The sequence below is a fragment of the Streptomyces sp. NPDC033177 genome (assembly GCF_055577715.1).
Genome location: NZ_JBVIPS010000006.1, coordinates 370840 through 388488 on the forward strand (window position 1 = coordinate 370840; position 17649 = coordinate 388488).

Sequence of the window (17649 nt, forward strand, 5' to 3'; positions counted from 1 at the left end):
CAGCCCGTCACGGGCTGAGGCGCTCCACCGTCCAGTCCGAAGCGGTGTCGGCGGCGTCCTGCCCGGTCCGCGCGTAGCGCAAGCGGTCGTGCAGGCGGTTCGCCCTGCCCTGCCAGAACTCGACGCTCTCGGGCACGACCCGGAAGCCGCCCCAGTGCGGAGGCGCGGGCACCTGCTCGCCCTCGGGGTAACGCGCCTCCAGGTCGGCGTACGCGCGGTCCAGTTCCTCGCGCGTGGCGATGACCGAGGACTGGGCGCTGGCCCAGGCACCGAGCTGCGAGCCGTGCGGGCGGGTGCGGAAGTACGCCACCGTCTCCTCGCGGGCGACGCGCTCCGCCGTGCCCGTGACGATGACCTGGCGGGCCATCGGGTGCCAGGGGAAGAGCAGCGAGATGTTCGGGTTCGCGGCCAGGTCACGGGCCTTGCGGGACTCGTAGTTCGTGAAGAAGACGAAGCCGCGCTCGTCGTACCCCTTCAGCAGGACCGTGCGCGAGTTGGGGCGGCCCCCGGCATCCACCGTCGAGACGACCATGGCGTTCGGCTCGTGCAGCAGGCCCGCCCCGGCCGCGGCAAGCGCCTGCGTGAACCACACCGCGAACAACTCGACGGGCGTGGCGGGCGCCTGGGCCTCGGTGAGTCCTTCGATGCCGTAGTGGGCACGTATGGCGGCGGGATCGGACACGGGAGGGACGGGAGCGGCAGATGAGGAGGCTGATGCTGAGGCGTCGGCTCGATCGGTCACGCGGTCATCTTGCCGTATACGAAGGGCCGGCCGATGGGCTGTCGTACACCACGGGGAGGTGACGTGTGGCACTGAGTGCCGCTTACCATCGCCAAGGGTGGCACCAAGGGATATCGTTCCGACGCCGAATCGGTTGGGTGACCACCAGCCGCACGGGGCATCACCGGGGTGTCCGATCCGGACCGCGAGTCGAAAGCCGGCAGCCGCCTACGCACCGGCAGACCGCGGAACCGGACCGAACACGCCCATTTCTGACACATGGTCACGAGCTGTCTGTCACCACCATCTGTCGTACACATCACGAGGAGCCGCCTGATGTCCGACTTCGTACCCGGACTTGAGGGAGTCATCGCGTTCGAGACGGAGATCGCCGAACCGGACAAGGAAGGCGGCGCGCTTCGTTATCGCGGCGTCGACATCGAGGATCTGGTCGGCCACGTCTCCTTCGGCAACGTCTGGGGGCTGCTCGTCGACGGCGCCTTCAACCCCGGCCTGCCGCCCGCCGAGCCGTTCCCGATCCCGGTGCACTCCGGCGACATCCGCGTCGACGTCCAGTCCGCGCTCGCGATGCTCGCCCCCGTGTGGGGCCTGAAGCCGCTCCTGGACATCAGCGAGCAGGAAGCCCGCGACGACCTGGCTCGGGCCGCCGTCATGGCGCTCTCGTACGTCGCCCAGTCCGCCCGCGGCCAGGGCCTGCCGATGGTGCCGCAGAGCGAGATCGACAAGGCCGACACGGTCGTCGAGCGCTTCATGAAGCGCTGGCGCGGCGAGCCCGACCCCAAGCACGTCCAGGCCGTCGACGCGTACTGGACGTCGGCCGCCGAGCACGGCATGAACGCCTCCACGTTCACGGCCCGCGTCATCGCCTCCACGGGCGCGGACGTGGCGGCGGCGCTGAGCGGGGCCGTGGGCGCGATGTCCGGCCCCCTGCACGGCGGCGCACCCTCCCGCGTCCTCGGCATGATCGAGGAGATCGAGCGGACGGGCGACGCGGTCGCGTACGTCAAGCAGGCCCTCGACAAGGGCGAGCGTCTGATGGGCTTCGGTCACCGGGTGTACCGGGCCGAGGACCCCCGCGCGCGGGTCCTGCGCCGCACGGCACGCGAGCTGGGCGCTCCCCGCTTCGAGGTGGCCGAGGCGCTGGAGAAGGCCGCCCTCGACGAGTTGCACGCCCGGCGTCCCGATCGCGTCCTCGCCACCAACGTGGAGTTCTGGGCCGCGATCGTCCTCGACTTCGCCGAGGTGCCGGCGCACATGTTCACGTCGATGTTCACGTGCGCGAGGACCGCGGGGTGGTCGGCGCACATCCTTGAGCAGAAGCGGACGGGGCGCCTGGTCCGCCCCTCGGCGCGGTACATCGGGCCCGGGACGCGGGACCCCCGGGCGGTTGAGGGGTACGGAGATATCGCCAGGTAGGGAATTTTCCCCGACCCCGCCCCTTCCCGAAAACCGTGCCTCCGCCCCGGACCTAGCTGGGGCTTGGCCCCAGACCCCGTACAAGATGTCCTCAATCGCCGGACGGGCTGAAGTTCAGCCCGTCCGGCGATTGAGGACGAACTCGGCGAAGCCGGTGATGACGGCAACCAAGGCCCCCGCGCCAGAGCGGGTTTACGGGAAGGGGCGGGGTCGGGGAGAAATCAGCGCAGCGCCCCCTCCAGCAGCACCGTCCACTGGGCCACCACCCGCTCCCGCCGGGCCCCGTCGTCGGTGAGGAGGTTCGCGAGGCCGAGGCCCCGGGCCATGTCCAGTAGTCCTTGGATCGTCTCGCGGACACCGGGAGCCGACTCGTCCGCCCCCAGCAGCTCCACCGCGATCCGGTGCGTCTCACGCCCCACCCGCGCCTCCAGCTCCGTCACCCGGGAGCCGAGCTGCGGCTCGTTCGACGCCGCCACCCACAGGTGCAGCGCCGCCCGGAAAAGCGGACCCGTGTAGAGGTCGACCAGGGCGGCCACCACCGAGGCACGGTCCTGGGCCGGAAGCTCCCGCAGGGCCGTGGAGCGCTGCTCGGCGACGTACTCCACCGCCGCCGTGAAGAGGTCCTCCCGCGTAGGGAAGTGATGCTGGGCCGCCCCGCGTGAGACCCCGGCCCGCTCGGCGACCACGGAGACCGTGGATCCCGCCCAGCCGCTCTCGGCGAGGCACGCCACCGCCGCCTCCAGGAGCCGCTGACGGGTCGCACGGCTGCGGTCCTGCTTGGGCGAGCGGTCGGCCCTGTCGTCCGCGGTCACAGCACCCATGGGCACTCCCGTCGTTCGAGGAACGCCCCCATCCCCTCCCGCGCCTCCGCCGATGCGAAGAGCCGCGCGGACAGGGCGACGAGGGAGTCCGTGTGGTGGTCGAATGCGTCGAGCACCCTAGCCGTGAGCAGCTTCTTCGTCTCGGCCAGGGCCTGCGGCGCCGCCTTCCGCAGCCCCTCCAGGAGGGGCGAGAGCTCCGCGTCCACGTCGCCCCCGGCCGCCGTCACCAGACCGATCCGCGCCGCCTCCGCCCCGCCGAAGCGCTCCCCGGTGAGGAAGTAGCGCGAGGCGGCACTCGGGTCGAGCCGGGACAGGAGCGGCATGGAGATGACCGCGGGCGCCACCCCGATCCGTACCTCCGTCAGCGCGAATGACGCCCCAGGCCCCGCGGCCGCCATGTCGCACACGCCGAGCAGTCCGAGCCCGCCCGCGCGCACGTGCCCGTCCACCCGCGCCACCACCGGCTTCGGCAGCTCCAGGATCTGCCGGAGCAGCCCCACGAACACGGCCGGGTCCGGCGGCTCCCGCAGGTCTGCGCCCGAGCAGAACGTGGAGCCGGTGTGCGTGAGGACGAGCGCGCGCACCTCGGGGTCCTTGCCGCAGTCGCCGAGCGCCTCCGCGAAGCCGTCCAGGAGACCCGCAGAGAGGGCGTTGCGGTTGGCGGGGTTGTCCAGGGTGAAGGTGACGATGCCGCGCTGCGGGGAGGAGCAGACAAGACTCATGGGAACTCCCTCTGTTCGCGATGGGTGACCTGGTGCGGCTAGTACGACTTGGGCAGGCCCAGCGTCTGGTGCGAGACGTAGTTGAGGATCATTTCCCGGCTCACGGGGGCGATCCGGGCCACCCGTGACGCCACGATCAGCGAGGCCAGGCCGAACTCCTTCGTCAGGCCGTTGCCGCCGAGCGTGTGCACCGACTGGTCGACGGCCTTCACGCACGCGTCGGCAGCCGCGAGCTTGGCCATGTTGGCGGCCTCACCCGCGCCCATGTCGTCGCCCGCGTCGTAGAGTCGTGCGGCCTTCTGCATCATCAGGCGGGCCAGCTCGATGTCGATGTGGGACTGCGCGAGGGGGTGCGCGATCGCCTGGTGAGCGCCGATCGGGCTCTTCCAGACGCTGCGTTCCTTGGCGTAGCCGACCGCACGGGCGAGGGCGAAACGCGCCATGCCGAGCGAGAACGCCGCCGTCATGATCCGCTCGGGGTTGAGGCCGGCGAAGAGCTGGAGCAGCCCCGCGTCCTCATCTCCCACCAGGGCGTCGGCGGGCAGCCTTACGTCGTCCAGGGTCAGTTCGAACTGCTTCTCCGGCGCCTGGAGTTCCATCTCGATCTGCCGTCGATGGAAGCCTTCCGTCTCGCGCGGGACGATGAAGAGGCAGGGCTTGAGGTTGCCGGTGCGGGCATCCTCCGTACGGCCCACGATCAGGGTGGCGTCGGCGATGTCGACGCCCGAGATGAACACCTTGCGGCCGGTCAGGAGCCAGTCGCCGCTCGCCTCGTCCTTGCGGGCGGTCGTGGTGATCCGGTGGGAGTTGGAGCCCGCGTCGGGCTCGGTGATGCCGAACGCCATGGTGCGGCTGCCGTCGGCGAGGCCGGGCAGCCAGGCCCGCTTCTGCTCGTCGGTGCCGAAGCGGGCGATGACGGTGCCGCAGATCGCGGGCGAGACGACCATCATCAGGAGGGGGCAGCCCGCGGCGCCCAGTTCCTCCAGGACGATGGAGAGTTCGGCTATGCCACCACCTCCGCCGCCGTACTCCTCGGGCAGGTTCACGCCCAGGTAGCCGAGCTTGGCGGCATCGGCCCACAGCTCGTCGGGGTGGCCTTCGCCCGCCACGACCCGGGACATGTAGTCGCGGCCGTACCGCTTGCCGAGCGCGGCGACGGCCGCGCGCAGGGCCTGGTGCTCTTCGGTTTCGAGGACGGTGCTCAGGACGGGGCTCATACGGATTGTTCCTCCTGTACTACGTCTACGACTGCGAGCAGGGCGCCGACCTCGACCTGGCGGCCGGGCAGGGCGTGCAGGGTGGTGAGCGTGCCGGAGGCGGGGGCACAGATGCGGTGCTCCATCTTCATGGCCTCCAGCCAGATGAGGGGCTGCCCGGCGGCGACCCGGGCCCCTTCCGCGAGCCCCTCGGCCAGGCGCACGACGGTGCCGGGCATCGGGGCGAGCAGCGAGCCGGGCTCCTGCCGGGTGGTCGGCTCGGGGAGGAGCGGGAGCGCGGTGAGGGCGGTGTTGCCGACGTACATGCGGTCGTCGCCGTAACGCGCCACCGCAAACTGCCGCCGTACGCCGTCGGCTTCGAGCACGACGAGCTCACCGGAGACGGCGAGCACCCGCACGCCTTCCGCGCTCAGCCCCTCCCGCGTGTGCCGGTAGCGGACCTCGTGCTCGGTGCCGTCCGGCTCGCTGCGGAAGAGCTTGACCTGCGGCTGCGAGGCGAGGTTGCGGAAGCCGCCGAACCGCGAGCGCCCGTGCGCGTCGGCGAGCGCGGCGGCCAGTGGGGCGTACGGGTCCGGGGCGGGGGCCGTGAGCTCGGCGAGGTGCCGGTCGTAGAAGCCCGTGTCCATGCGGGCCCCGACGAACTCCGGGTGCCGCAGGGACCGTACGAGCAACTCCCGGTTGGTGACGGGGCCGTGCACGACCGCGCGCTCCAGGGCTCCCGCGAGGCCGCGCAGGGCCTGCGCGCGCGTGGGGGCGTACGCGACGGCCTTGGCCAGCATCGGGTCGTAGTGCACACCGATCGTGTCGCCGTCCACGTACCCCGTGTCGAGCCGCACGCCCGGCACGGACAGCCGATGCAGGGTGCCGGTCTGCGGGGCCCACTCGGCGGCCGGGTCCTCGGCGTAGAGGCGGGCCTCCACCGCGTGGCCGCGTGCGGTCGGCGGCTCCTTCGCGAGGGGCTCGCCCTCCGCCACCTGGATCTGCAGCGCCACGAGATCGATGCCGAACACGGCCTCCGTGACCGGGTGTTCGACCTGGAGCCGGGTGTTCATCTCCAGGAAGTGCGCCCGGTCGCCCGCGACCAGGAACTCCACCGTGCCCGCCCCGCGATACCCGGTCACGCGCGCCGCCCGCACGGACTGTGCGTGCAGTTCGTCGACGAGTTCGGCGGTCAGGCCCGGCGCCGGGGACTCCTCGATGACCTTCTGGTGCCTGCGCTGGAGCGTGCAGTCCCGGGTGCCGAGCGCCCAGACGGTGCCGTGCGCGTCGGCCATGATCTGCACCTCGACGTGCCGGCCGCCCTCCAGATAGGGCTCGACGAAGACCTCGCCGTCCCCGAAGGCACTGGCGGCCTCCGCGCGCGCCGCCTCCAACTCACCCTTCAGCGAGGCCAGTTCCCGTACGACGCGCATGCCGCGCCCGCCGCCGCCGGACGCCGCCTTCACCAGGACCGGCAGATCGGCCTCGGTGACCTCGTCCACGGCCATCGACGCGATGCCCATGAGTTCCTTTGCGCGCGTCTTGGACGCCATGGACTCGATGGCCTCGGGAGAGGGCCCGATCCACACGAGCCCGGCGTCCAGGACCGCGCGGGCGAAGTCCGCGTTCTCCGAGAGGAAGCCGTAGCCGGGGTGGACGGCGTCCGCGCCCGCCGCCTGCGCGGCCTTCACGACGAGTTCGCCCCGCAGATACGTGTCGGCGGGCGCCGAGCCAGGCAGCCGTACGGCGGTGTCGGCCTCGCGGACGTGCAGGGCGTCCGCGTCGGCGTCCGAGTAGACCGCCACGGTGGCGATGCCGAGGTCGCGGCAGGTGCGGAAGACGCGGCAGGCGATCTCACCGCGGTTGGCGACGAGGATGCTGCTGATCGTTTTCGTCATGGGGGTCGTCGTGGGAGTCGTCATGGGGGTCCTCACATCCGAAAGACGCCGAAGCCACCGCGCGAGCCCTCGTAGGGGGCGGTGTGGATCGCGGACAGGCACAGGCCGAGGACCGTGCGGGTGTCGCGGGGGTCGATGACGCCGTCGTCGTAGAGACGGCCGGAAAGGAACATCGGCAGCGACTCCGACTCGATCTGCTGCTCCACCATGGCGCGCAGGGCGGCGTCCGCGTCGTCGTCGTAGGGCTGCCCCTTCGCGGCGGCGGACTGCCGGGCCACGATCGACAGGACTCCGGCGAGCTGCTGCGGCCCCATGACGGCCGACTTGGAGCTGGGCCAGGCGAAGAGGAAACGCGGGTCGTAGGCGCGCCCGCACATGCCGTAGTGACCCGCTCCGTACGAAGCGCCCATCAGGACGCTCAGATGCGGCACCCGCGAGTTCGACACGGCGTTGATCATCATGGCGCCGTGCTTGATGATGCCGCCCTGCTCGTACTCCTTGCCGACCATGTAGCCGGTGGTGTTGTGCAGGAAGAGCAGCGGGATGTCGCGCTGATTGGCCAACTGGATGAACTGGGCTGCCTTCTGGGACTCCTCGCTGAAGAGCACGCCCTGCGCGTTGGCGAGGATGCCGATGGGATAGCCGTGCAGGGAGGCCCACCCGGTGGTGAGACTCGACCCGTACAGCGGCTTGAACTCGTCGAAGTCGGAGGCGTCGACGATGCGGGCGATGACCTCGCGCGGGTCGAAGGGGACCTTGAGGTCGCCGGGCACGATGCCGAGCAGTTCGTCCTGGTCGTACTTGGGCGGCTCCACGACGGCGGTCGCGGCCGGATCGGCATACGCCTTGCGCCAGTTGAGGCGCTTGACGACCCGCCTCGCCTGCCGCAGCGCGTCGCGCTCGTCCTCGGCGAGGTAGTCCGCGAGGCCCGACTCGCGGGCGTGCATCTCGGCGCCGCCGAGCGACTCGTCGTCGCTCTCCTCGCCGGTGGCCATCTTCACCAGCGGCGGACCGCCGAGGAAGACCTTGGCGCGCTCCTTGACCATGATCACGTGATCGCTCATGCCGGGGACGTACGCGCCGCCCGCCGTGGAGTTGCCGAAGACGACGGCGACCGTCGGGACGCCGGCGGCCGACGACTGTGTGAGGTGTTTGAAGAGCGCGCCTCCCGGGATGAAGATCTCCTTCTGGGAGGGCAGGTCGGCGCCTCCCGACTCCACGAGGTGGATGGAAGGCAGCCGGTTGGCGTGCCCGATCTCGTGCGCGCGGAAGGCCTTCTTCAGGGTCCACGGGTTACTCGCCCCACCGCGTACGGTCGGGTCGTTGGCGGTGATCAGACACTCCACGCCCTCGACGACGCCGATGCCGGTCACCATCGAGGCGCCCACGGGGTAATCGCTCCCCCAGGCCGCGAGCGGCGACAGTTCGAGGAACGGTGTGTCGGGGTCGAGCAGCAGCTCGATCCGCTCCCTGGCGAGGAGCTTTCCACGCTTGCGGTGCCGGGCCACGTACTTCTCGCCGCCGCCCTCAAGGGCCTTGGCCTGCTCGGTGCCGAGCTCGGCGAGCTTGGCCAGCATGGCCTCGCGGTGCTCGGCGTACTCGGCGCTCGCGGGGTCGAGCGCGGACGCGAGGACGGTCACGGGAGTACCTCCGTCGGTTCGGTCACTTCTACGAACGGCCCGTCCGCTTCCACGAGTTCGGCGGGTAGGTCGACGTGGCGGGAGCGCAGCCACTCGCCGAGGCCCTTGGCCTGCGGGTCGAAGCGGGCCTGGGAGGCGACGCCCGCGCCGAGGATTCCCCCGACGACGAAGTTCAGCGCGCGCAGGTTCGGCAGGACGTGCCGTACGACGGTCAACTCGACTGCCTCAGGTATGAGTTCACGGAACCGCTCGACGGTCAGCTCGTGGGCGAGCCACCGCCAGGCGTCGTCCGTGCGGGCCCAGACGCCGACGCTCGCGTCCCCGCCCTTGTCGCCGCTGCGGGCCCCGGCCACGAGGCCGAGGGGGGCGCGGCGGGTGGGGCCGGGCCGGAGGGGCGTGGGCAGGGGCGGCGGCTGGTCGAGGTCTTCGAGTACGAGGGTGTCGCCGGGGCCCTGGGCCTGGATCCGCTCACCGCCGGGCAGGACGGCCACGTGGTCGACGGTGCCGCGATCGACGTACGCGGCTTCGAAGACTCCGTAGGGCGCGCCCTTGCCCGGGGGTGCCGTGACGTGGAAGCCGGGGTAGCTGCCGAGGGCCAGTTCGATCGCGGCGCCGCTCAGGGCTCGGCCGACGGGGTCCTGCTGCGGGTCGCGCACGACGAGCCGCAGGAGGGCGGAGGCGGTCTCCTCGCTCGGGGCGTCGGGTCGGTCGGTGCGGGCCAGCTCCCACCGCACGTCCTGCGGGCGCGACTTGGAACGGGCGAACGCATCCTCGACCTGGGCGCGGACAAGGCCGGCCTTGGCCTCCACGTCGAGCCCGGTGAGGACGAAGACGACTTCGTTGCGGAAGCCGCCGAGCCGGTTCAGGCCGACCTTGAGGTCCGGCGGCGGCGCCTCACCACGCACTCCGGAGACGCGGACCCGGTCGGGTCCTTCCTGCGTGAGGGTGACCGTGTCGAGCCGGGCGGTGACGTCGGGTCCGGGGTAACGGGCGCCGGAGGTCTCGTAGAGGAGCTGCGCGGTGACCGTACCGACGTCGACGAAGCCGCCGGTGCCGTCATGCTTGGTGATGACGCCGGCCCCGTCCTCGTAGATCTCGGCAAGCGGAAAGCCGGGCCGCAACAGCTCGCGCTGTGAACGCTGCGCGAAGAAGGCGTAGTTGCCGCCGGTGGCCTGCGCCCCGCATTCGAGGATGTGCCCGACGACGACCGCGCCGGCGAGCCGGTCGTGGTCACCGTCGCTCCACCCGAAGTGGGCGGCGGCGGGCCCGGTGACGAGGGCGGCGTCGGTCACGCGCCCGGTGACGACGATGTCGGCGCCCGCGCGCAGGCAGGCGGCGATTCCGGCGCCGCCGAGGTAGGCGTTGGCGGTGAGAGCATCCGGGAAGCGGGACTTGAGATCGTCCCCCTCCACGTGCGCGACCCGCACACCGATCCCGAGCCGCCGAGCCAACTCCCTTACTTCATCGGCAAGTCCGGCGGGGTTGAGCCCCCCGGCATTGGCGACGATCTTGACGCCCCGCTCCTGGGCGAGCCCCAGACACTCCTCCAGCTGACGGAGAAAGGTCTTCGCATAGCCGCGGGCGGGGTCCTTGAGCCGGTCACGCCCCAGGATCAGCATGGTCAGCTCGGCGAGATAGTCGCCGGTGAGGACGTCGAGGGGGCCACCGGTGAGCATGTCACGCATGGCATCGAATCGGTCGCCGTAGAAGCCTGATGCGTTGCCGATGCGGAGGGGGGTGGAGGGCTGCGGGGCGGGCTGCGGGGCGCGCTGCGACCCGGTCACCGCTCGCCCTCCTTGGCCGGGCGGCCCGGTCCTGCTGGCCCCGCGAAAGCCTGCGCGATGCCGAGCCACCGCTCGGCGTCGGCACCCTCCGCGCGTACGGCGAGGTCGTTCCGGTGGGCGCGTTGCGTGACGAGGAGACAGAAGTCGAGTGCGGGGCCGGTCACCCGTTGGTCGGCATCCTCGGGACCGCTGGTCCATGGTTCGCCCGAGGGCAGCCGGAGCTCCACGCGGAAGAGGGATGCGGGGGCGTCAAGACCTCGTACCCCGAAGGAGAAGTCCCGGGCGCGCACCCCGATGTGCGCGATGTGCCGCAGCCGGTCGGTCGGCACCCGCTCGACGCCGAGCGCGTCGGCGACGTCCTGGCCGTGGGCCCACGTCTCCATCAGCCGGGCCGTCGCCATGGAAGTGGCCGACATGGGCGGCCCGTACCAGGGGAAACGGGTGCCGCGCGGCGCGGCCGTGAGGGCTTTCAGCAGGGCGTCACGCCCGCCACGCCACTGGGCGAGCAACTCACCCGGGGGCTGCGCGGCCCCCTCCTCGGCCCCGGCGTCGACGAACGAGTCGGGCGCGGCGAGGGCCTCCTCGACGAGCCGGCCGAAGGCTTCCGCGTCGGTGACGGCGGTCAGCGCGGCGCGGTCGGTCCAGGCGAGATGGGCGATCTGATGGGCGACGGTCCAACCGTCGGCGGGGGTGCCGAGCGCCCAGCGCCCCTCGCCCAACTCCCCTACCAGCTGGTCGAGTTCCTCGCTCTCACGGCGCAGATCATCGAGTACGGGCACAGCTTCGAACACGGAGCGCTCCTCTCGGGGCACGACGGTGTGCCCCGGAGCATGGCAGCGCCCGGAGAAACAAGCAAGCGTGCTTGCATTACTTTCGAGACGCCTCCGAAGGCGACTCCTCGGGGGCGGGAGCCAGCACCGCGTCCGGCGTGGCCCCCGCCACGACGTCCCCGCCGTCCCCGGCGCCCTCACGGCGGGCACGGCCACGCCCGACCTGGGTTCGCACAGCCCCCATGCTGGCGGCGATGACCAGCGAGATGGCCAGCGCCTCGTTGACGGAAAGCGCCTGGTTCAGCACCAGGAATCCGGCGACGGCGGCGATCGCGGGCTCCAGGCTCATCATGATCGCGAAGGTGGAGGCAGGAAGGCGCCGCAGGGCGAGCAGTTCGAGCGTGTACGGCAGCACGGAGGACATCACGGCGACGGCCGCACCGAGCGCGAGCACCTCGGGCCGCACGAGCTTCTCCCCGGACTCGATGAGGCCGAGCGGCAGGAAGAGGACGGCCGCGACGACCATCGCGAGGGCGAGTCCGTCGGCCTGCGGGAAGCGGCGCCCCGTACGGGCGCTGAACATGATGTACGTGGCCCACATGGCACCGGCACCGAGGGCGTACGCGACGCCGACGGGATCGAGCCCGCTGAACCCGCCCCCGCCGCCCAGCAGGAAGACGCCGCACAGCGCGAGCCCGGCCCACACGAGATTCACGGCACGCCGCGAGGCGAAGACGGAGAGCGCCAGCGGGCCAAGGACCTCGAGCGTGACGGCGGGACCCATGGGGATGCGGGCGACGGACTGGTAGAAGAGCCCGTTCATCCCGGCCATGGCCACACCGAAGGCGACGACGGTCCCCCAGTCGGCGCGCGAGTGCCCGCGCATCTTGGGGCGGCAGACGATCATCAGGACGAGCGCGGCGAAGGCGAGCCGCAGGGTCACGATGCCGAGGGCTCCGGCCTTGGGCATCACGCTCACGGCGATGGCCCCGCCGAACTGGACGGAGACGCCGCCCGCGAGCACAAGGCCGACGGGCCCGAGGGCACCCCACCGCCCACCGGATGCCGCCTCCTGGCCACTCCTCGACGCGTCCACAGCCAACCCTTCCGCCTCTTCGGTCCCAGCCGATCCCAGCCAGTCCACTCACCTGGACTACCCCGTCCAAGGTAGTAGACCACGTCAGGATTGTGGAGCCCTTTCACTGCTGTACGCAAACCGGGTCCACATGACGGCCGCCGGTGGAACCCCGCACGCTCCGCACCGCGTCTTGGGTGCAGTCACCACGTAACCGTACGGAAGTCAGGTCAAGGCATGGCGCGCGACGGAAATCAGGCGACCGAGCGGCCGGGCGGCAGCGGCTGCCGAAGCTACCGGGGTGCGGCCTACGGCTTCGTCCTGTGGGTGGCCGTCCTGACGGTGCTCCTCGGGTGCGCGATCCTGGCCGGGGGGTTCGCTGCGGCGTGGGACACCTTCGAGGGGGTCCGGGACTACGCGGACCGCAACATCGCCAACGAGGACTCCTACGTTGCCTATGCCGACGGCGGTTGGTTCCCGTTGGTGAAGGTCGGTCTCGTGGTGTCGCTGCTGCTGCTCGTGCTGGGACTTCTTGTCGTCTCCGTCCTGCACGCCGCGTACGCCGTCGCCGAGTCCCACGCCACGCGCGACGGTGAGGGGCCGCTGACCGTTCGCGAGCTGTGGCGGCGCACCCGCGGGCGCTTCCCCGCCGCCCTCGCGGTCAACGCGTTGAGCGGGCTGCCCGTGGGTGCCATGGCGGTGGCGGGCTACGTACTGTGGATGACCGTCGAACGGGGCGAGGTGCCCGGCGTCGAGCCCACGCCCATCGGCGAGACCGCGACCCCGATCTACACGCTGGTGGGGTGGGTGCTACCGATCGCCGTCATGTGCCTGGGCCCGCTGCTGTACTTCCGCCTTTCGCTGGCCACCGCCGAGACGGTGCTGGAGCGCCGCTCTCCGTTCGTGGCCCTGTACCGCTCCTGGGTGCTGACCCGCCGGGCGCGCATGCGCACCCTCGGACTCGGCACACTGTCCGTCGCGGCCGCGGCACTCGTCATCTTCCTCGCCGGGTACGCGGCCGCCCCTCTCGCCCATTACGCCGGGCTCGGCATGCTGTGGCTCAGCGACGACAACGTATGGATCACCGGCGTACTGGTGCAGATCTTTCCCACGACCGTGGCCCTGCTCCTGCTCCCACCACTGGTCATGCCGCTGGCGTGCGGGACATCGGCGCGCCTGTACGGGGAACTGCGGGCGGGCGAGGCGGACGCGAGCGGCGCGAAGGCGAGCCCACCGCGGGCCGGCAGCGCGGCTGGTGCGTGAACCCCCCACGCCCCGCGCCCCGCGACCCCCCTCACCCCCCGTCCAGCCCCTCCGCCAGCACCTCCGCCAGATGCCGTCCCCGTGCCCCCGCCCCCAGTTGTTCCAGCTGGGTTCGGCAGGAGAAGCCGTCTGCCAGGATTACGGGGCCTCCCTCCGCCTCGGGGGCGGAACTCCGTACCGACGGGAGCAGTTGTTCCTCTGCGCAGGCCGTGGAGACCTCGTAATGGCCTGCCTCGAAGCCGAAGTTGCCCGCCAGGCCGCAGCAGCCGCCGCTCAACTCGCCCTCCAGGCCCGCCTTCTCGCGCAAGCGGCGTTCGGCCGCGTCGCCGAGCACCGCGTGCTGGTGGCAGTGCGTCTGGCCCACCACCGGGCGGCCGATCCGCGGGGGTGACCACCCCGGGGCAAGTTCCTCCAGGGCCTCCGCGAACGTCCGTACGCGGGCGGCCAGTTCTCCCGCTCGCTCGTCCCCGGACAGCAGTTCCACCAGGTCCGTCTTGAGCGCCGCCGCGCAGCTCGGTTCGAGGACCACCAGCGGCGCCTCCGAGGACAGCAGCGGCCCCATCCGCTCCAGGGTGCGGCACATCACCGCTCGGGCGCGGTCCAGTTGCCCCGTCGACACGTACGTCAGGCCGCAGCACACGTCCCCCGGCGGCACCACCACCCGCAGCCCCGCGTCCTCGAGGACCCGCACCGCCGCCCGGCCAACCGCCGGCGACAGGTGGTCCGTGAACGTGTCCGGCCACAGCACGACCGTCGGGCCCTCGGGAGCCCCGGCAGGACGCCTCTCCCGGAACCACCTGCGGAACGTCTCCCGCGCGAGACGCGGAATCTCCCTCTCCGGTGCGATCCCGCCCATCCTCTTGGCCAGCGACGCCAGCACCCCCACCCCGGACAGCGCGTTGGCCACCCCCGCCGTCCGCGTCCGGGAGGCAAGGCGCAGCCACAGCGGCAGCCAGCCCATTGCGTAGTGCGCCGCGGGGCGCCTGCGGCCCTCGTAGTGGTGGTGCAGGAACTCCGCCTTGTACGTGGCCATGTCGACGCCCACCGGGCAGTCCGACCGGCAGCCCTTGCAGGACAGGCAGAGGTCCAGCGCGTCCCGTACCTCTTCCGACCGCCAGCCGTCCGTGACCACATCCCCCGCGAGCATCTCGTGCAGGAGACGCGCCCGGCCCCGCGTGGAATGCTCCTCCTCGCCCGTCGCCCGGAAGGACGGACACATCACCCCGCCGCCCGAACCAGCAGACGTGGTGCGGCACTTGGCGACTCCCACGCACCGCCGCACCGCCGCCGAGAAGTCCCCGCCGTCATGCGGGTAGCCGAAGGCCACGTCCACCGGCTGCCGCGGCAGCGGCGCGAACCGCAGGTTCGAGTCCAGCGGCGCGGGCCGCACCAGCATCCCCGGGTTCAGCAGGTCCGCCGGGTCCCACACCCCCTTCGCCCGCTCGAACAGCCGGACGAGGTCGGCCCCGTACATCGTGGGAAGGAGCTCGGCCCGTGCCTGGCCGTCCCCGTGCTCGCCCGACAGCGAACCCCCGTGCGCGACCACGAGCCGCGCCAGGTCCTCGGAGAAGCGGCGGAAGCGCCGCACGCCCACCTCGCTCATCAGGTCGAAGTCGATGCGTACGTGAATGCAGCCGTCCCCGAAGTGTCCGTACGGCGTCCCGCGCAGGCCGTGCTCGGCGAGCAGCCCCCTGAAGTCCCGCAGGTACGCCCCGAGCCGCGCGGGCGGCACCGCGCAGTCCTCCCACCCGGGCCACGCCTCGCTGCCGTCCGGCATCCGCGTCGCCGTCCCGCTGGCGTCCTCACGGACCCGCCACAGCACGCGCTGCCCCGCAGGATCCGTCACGACCACCGAGTCCACCGTGTCCCCGGCCACCGCCCGCGTGATCGCCTCCGCACGCGCGCGTGCCTCACCCTCGCTCGCGCCGCCCGTCTCCACGAACAGCCAGGCGCCGCCCTTGGGCAGCCCCTCGGCTCCCCGTACGAGGTCGGCCGCCATCCCCTCCACCGTCAGCGGCCCGTACGGGAGCAGCCCGGCCGCCGCCTCCGCCGCGGCGCTCTCGTCGGCGTACCCGAGGACCGCGAGCGCACGCGCGCGTGGCGACTCGACGAGGCGTACGACGGCCTCCGTCACCACGCCGAGCGTGCCCTCGGAGCCGCAGAAGGCGCGGGCCAGGTCGACGCCCCGCTCGGGGAGCAGGGCGTCGAGCGCATAGCCGGAGATACGGCGCGGCAGGTCCGGGAAGCCGGTGCGCAGGAGCTCCAACTCGCCTTCCACCAGCGGGCGAAGACCTTCGGGCGCACCGGGCCAGCCCTGCCCCAGTGCGTGCCGCGCGCCCGCCCCGCTCACGACGGAGAGCGAGGCGACGTTGTCGGCGGTCGTGCCCCAGGCGACCGAGTGCGACCCGCACGAGTTGTTGCCGATCATGCCGCCGAGGGTGCAGCGGTTGTGGGTGGACGGGTCGGGGCCGAAGGTCAGGCCGTGCGGGGCCGCCGCGCCCCGCAGGCTGTCGCAGATCACACCGGGCTGGACGACCGCGGTCCGCGACTCCGCGTCCAGGGACACGATCCGGTTCATGTGCCGCGTGAAGTCGAGAACGAGCCCCGTGCCGGTCGCCTGTCCGGCGATGGACGTACCGGCGCCGCGGGCCACGACCGGCACCCCGCGTTCCCGGCACACGGCGAGCGCCGCAGCCACGTCGTCCGCGTCGCGCGGGGCGAGGACGCCGAGCGGCACTCTGCGGTAGTTGGACGCGTCCATGGTGTTCAGGGCCCGCGCGGTGACGGAGAAGTCCACCTCCCCCCGCACGGCTGCCCGCAGTTCCTCTTCCACGCCTCCGAGATCACTCATGCCCCTATCCATGCCCCCAATATGCATCCGCGAAGGCCCGCACCGACCGCAGTCAAACGCCCGACACGCACCTATAGTTGCCGCGACTTGATCATCAGAACCCCGTGCGGCCCCAGAGGAGAACACTGATGACGACCGGTTGCCCCGCCCACGACGCACCCGACGGCAACGCACCCGACCGCATCGTCCTCGACCCCTTCGTCACCGACCTGGACGGCGAGAGCGCCAGGCTGCGTGCGGCGGGTCCGCTGGCCGAGGTGGAGCTGCCCGGCGGCGTACCGGTGTGGGCGGTCACGCACCACGCCGAGGCACGTCAACTCCTCACCGACAAACGCCTGGTGAAGGACATCGAGGTGTGGGGCGCCTGGCGGCGCGGCGAGATACCCGCGGACTGGCCGCTGATCGGCCTGGCCAACCCGGGCCGTTCGATGCTGACGGTCGACGGCGAGGAGCACCGCCGGATGCGCGCCCTGGTCGCGCAGGCGCTGACGCCGCGGCGGGTGGAGCGGATGCGGGAGCGGATCGCGGAGCTGACGAAGGACCTCCTGGACCGGCTCCCCTCGAACGACGGCCAAGACGGTCAGGGCGAGCAAGACGGTCAAGTGCTGGACCTGAAGGCCGAGTTCGCGTACCCGCTGCCGATGTACGTCATCAGCGACCTGATGGGCATCGACGCCGCCGACCACCCCCGCCTGAAGGTCCTCTTCGACAAGTTCTTCTCCACCCAGACGCCGCCCGCCGAGGTCATGGCCACGCTGGGCGAGCTGGCGGCCATGATGGGCCGGGTCGTCGCGGCTCGGCGCGCCGAGCCGGGCGACGATCTGACCAGCGCCCTGATCCTCGCCTCGGAGGACGGTGACCACCTCACCGACGCGGAGATCGTCTCCACGCTCCAGCTGATGGTCGCGGCGGGCCACGAGACGACGATCTCGCTGATCGTCAACGCGGTGGTGAATCTTTCGGCTCATCCCGGGCAACTGGCGCTCGTCCTCTCCGGCGACGCGACCTGGGAGATGGTCGTGGAGGAGACCCTGCGCCACTCCACTCCGACGTCGCACGTCCTGATCCGGTTCGCGGCCGAGGACGTCCCCGTGGGCGACAAGGTGATCCGTGAGGGTGACGCGCTGATCGTGTCGTACGCGGCGATCGGCCGCGACGAGCGGGCGCACGGCCCCACGGCGGGCGCCTTCGACATCACGCGCACCTCCCCGAACCGCCACATCTCCTTCGGCCACGGCCCGCACGTCTGCCCCGGCGCCGCCCTGTCACGGCTTGAGGCGGGGGTCGCGCTGCCTGCCCTCTACGAACGCTTCCCCGAGTTGACCCTCGCGGTCGACCCCGCCGCGCTCCGGAACAAGCCCGTCGTGACGCAGAACGACCTGTACGAGCTGCCGGTGATCACCGGCCCGTCCGCCGATCTCACCGGACGGACACCCGGAGGCCACGGCGCTCAAAGCCGTTAGGCTCATCC

13 protein-coding genes are annotated in these 17649 nt (G+C 71.9%); 3 read left to right on the forward strand and 10 right to left on the reverse strand.

The annotated features are described in order from the left end of the window. Nucleotides 1-7: 7 nt before the first annotated feature. A complete protein-coding gene (gene pdxH, locus ACZ5U5_RS22600) occupies nucleotides 8-760 on the reverse strand; it encodes a pyridoxamine 5'-phosphate oxidase (RefSeq protein WP_469025003.1) in 753 nt (250 codons plus the stop codon). Nucleotides 761-1057: 297 nt separating this feature from the next. Here pdxH and ACZ5U5_RS22605 point away from each other — a divergent pair, with 297 nt between their 5' ends. Further along, nucleotides 1058-2158, forward strand: coding sequence for a citrate synthase 2 (locus ACZ5U5_RS22605; protein ID WP_365821428.1), 1101 nt, complete (start codon nucleotides 1058-1060; stop codon nucleotides 2156-2158). 221 nt (nucleotides 2159-2379) lie between these two features. Here the strand turns inward: ACZ5U5_RS22605 and ACZ5U5_RS22610 are convergent, their stop codons facing one another. The 8 genes from ACZ5U5_RS22610 to ACZ5U5_RS22645 all read right to left on the reverse strand — a co-directional run bounded on the left by ACZ5U5_RS22610 (nucleotide 2380) and on the right by ACZ5U5_RS22645 (nucleotide 12085). Next, entirely contained in the window at nucleotides 2380-2979 is a 600-nt protein-coding gene (locus tag ACZ5U5_RS22610) for a TetR/AcrR family transcriptional regulator (protein WP_469024465.1), read from the reverse strand. Further along, entirely contained in the window at nucleotides 2967-3701 is a 735-nt protein-coding gene (locus ACZ5U5_RS22615; RefSeq protein ID WP_469024467.1) for an enoyl-CoA hydratase family protein, read from the reverse strand. The genes ACZ5U5_RS22610 and ACZ5U5_RS22615 overlap by 13 nt, the downstream gene beginning before the upstream one ends. A gap of 38 nt (nucleotides 3702-3739) precedes the next feature. Then, a complete protein-coding gene (locus ACZ5U5_RS22620) occupies nucleotides 3740-4918 on the reverse strand; it encodes an acyl-CoA dehydrogenase family protein (protein ID WP_469024470.1) in 1179 nt (392 codons plus the stop codon). Beyond that, the gene (locus ACZ5U5_RS22625; protein WP_469024473.1) at nucleotides 4915-6795 is read right to left on the reverse strand and encodes an acetyl/propionyl/methylcrotonyl-CoA carboxylase subunit alpha; all 1881 of its coding nucleotides are present in this window, start codon (nucleotides 6793-6795) and stop codon (nucleotides 4915-4917) included. The genes ACZ5U5_RS22620 and ACZ5U5_RS22625 overlap by 4 nt, the downstream gene beginning before the upstream one ends. Nucleotides 6796-6827: 32 nt before the next feature. Next, on the reverse strand, nucleotides 6828-8435 hold the full coding sequence (locus tag ACZ5U5_RS22630) for an acyl-CoA carboxylase subunit beta (protein ID WP_469024476.1): 1608 nt from the start codon (nucleotides 8433-8435) through the stop codon (nucleotides 6828-6830). Then, the gene (locus tag ACZ5U5_RS22635) at nucleotides 8432-10219 is read right to left on the reverse strand and encodes an acyclic terpene utilization AtuA family protein (RefSeq protein ID WP_469024479.1); all 1788 of its coding nucleotides are present in this window, start codon (nucleotides 10217-10219) and stop codon (nucleotides 8432-8434) included. The genes ACZ5U5_RS22630 and ACZ5U5_RS22635 overlap by 4 nt, the downstream gene beginning before the upstream one ends. Further along, nucleotides 10216-11010: a TIGR03084 family metal-binding protein gene (locus ACZ5U5_RS22640; protein WP_469024481.1), complete on the reverse strand. Its 795-nt coding sequence runs from the start codon at nucleotides 11008-11010 to the stop codon at nucleotides 10216-10218. The genes ACZ5U5_RS22635 and ACZ5U5_RS22640 overlap by 4 nt, the downstream gene beginning before the upstream one ends. A 76-nt stretch (nucleotides 11011-11086) precedes the next feature. Next, on the reverse strand, nucleotides 11087-12085 hold the full coding sequence (locus ACZ5U5_RS22645; RefSeq protein WP_469024484.1) for an EamA family transporter: 999 nt from the start codon (nucleotides 12083-12085) through the stop codon (nucleotides 11087-11089). Between the two features lie 216 nt (nucleotides 12086-12301). On the opposite strand from ACZ5U5_RS22645, the gene ACZ5U5_RS22650 reads away from it, so the two are divergent. Next, complete coding sequence (locus ACZ5U5_RS22650) at nucleotides 12302-13327, forward strand: hypothetical protein (RefSeq protein ID WP_469024486.1); 1026 nt, start codon at nucleotides 12302-12304, stop codon at nucleotides 13325-13327. Between the two features lie 31 nt (nucleotides 13328-13358). Here ACZ5U5_RS22650 and ACZ5U5_RS22655 read toward each other — a convergent pair whose 3' ends face one another. Beyond that, the gene (locus tag ACZ5U5_RS22655) at nucleotides 13359-16178 is read right to left on the reverse strand and encodes an FAD-binding and (Fe-S)-binding domain-containing protein (protein ID WP_469024489.1); all 2820 of its coding nucleotides are present in this window, start codon (nucleotides 16176-16178) and stop codon (nucleotides 13359-13361) included. A 128-nt stretch (nucleotides 16179-16306) separates the two neighbouring features. On the opposite strand from ACZ5U5_RS22655, the gene ACZ5U5_RS22660 reads away from it, so the two are divergent. Beyond that, nucleotides 16307-17641, forward strand: coding sequence for a cytochrome P450 family protein (locus ACZ5U5_RS22660; protein ID WP_469024491.1), 1335 nt, complete (start codon nucleotides 16307-16309; stop codon nucleotides 17639-17641). Nucleotides 17642-17649 lie beyond the last annotated feature (8 nt).

Coding starts and splice junctions, on each gene's coding strand:
- ACZ5U5_RS22605 (WP_365821428.1), top strand. CDS start 1,058: ATGTCCGACTTCGTACCCGGACTTGAGGGAGTCATCGCGTTCGAGACG.
- ACZ5U5_RS22610 (WP_469024465.1), bottom strand. CDS start 2,979: ATGGGTGCTGTGACCGCGGACGACAGGGCCGACCGCTCGCCCAAGCAG.
- ACZ5U5_RS22615 (WP_469024467.1), bottom strand. CDS start 3,701: ATGAGTCTTGTCTGCTCCTCCCCGCAGCGCGGCATCGTCACCTTCACC.
- ACZ5U5_RS22620 (WP_469024470.1), bottom strand. CDS start 4,918: ATGAGCCCCGTCCTGAGCACCGTCCTCGAAACCGAAGAGCACCAGGCC.
- ACZ5U5_RS22625 (WP_469024473.1), bottom strand. CDS start 6,795: ATGACGAAAACGATCAGCAGCATCCTCGTCGCCAACCGCGGTGAGATC.
- ACZ5U5_RS22650 (WP_469024486.1), top strand. CDS start 12,302: ATGGCGCGCGACGGAAATCAGGCGACCGAGCGGCCGGGCGGCAGCGGC.
- ACZ5U5_RS22655 (WP_469024489.1), bottom strand. CDS start 16,178: ATGAGTGATCTCGGAGGCGTGGAAGAGGAACTGCGGGCAGCCGTGCGG.
- ACZ5U5_RS22660 (WP_469024491.1), top strand. CDS start 16,307: ATGACGACCGGTTGCCCCGCCCACGACGCACCCGACGGCAACGCACCC.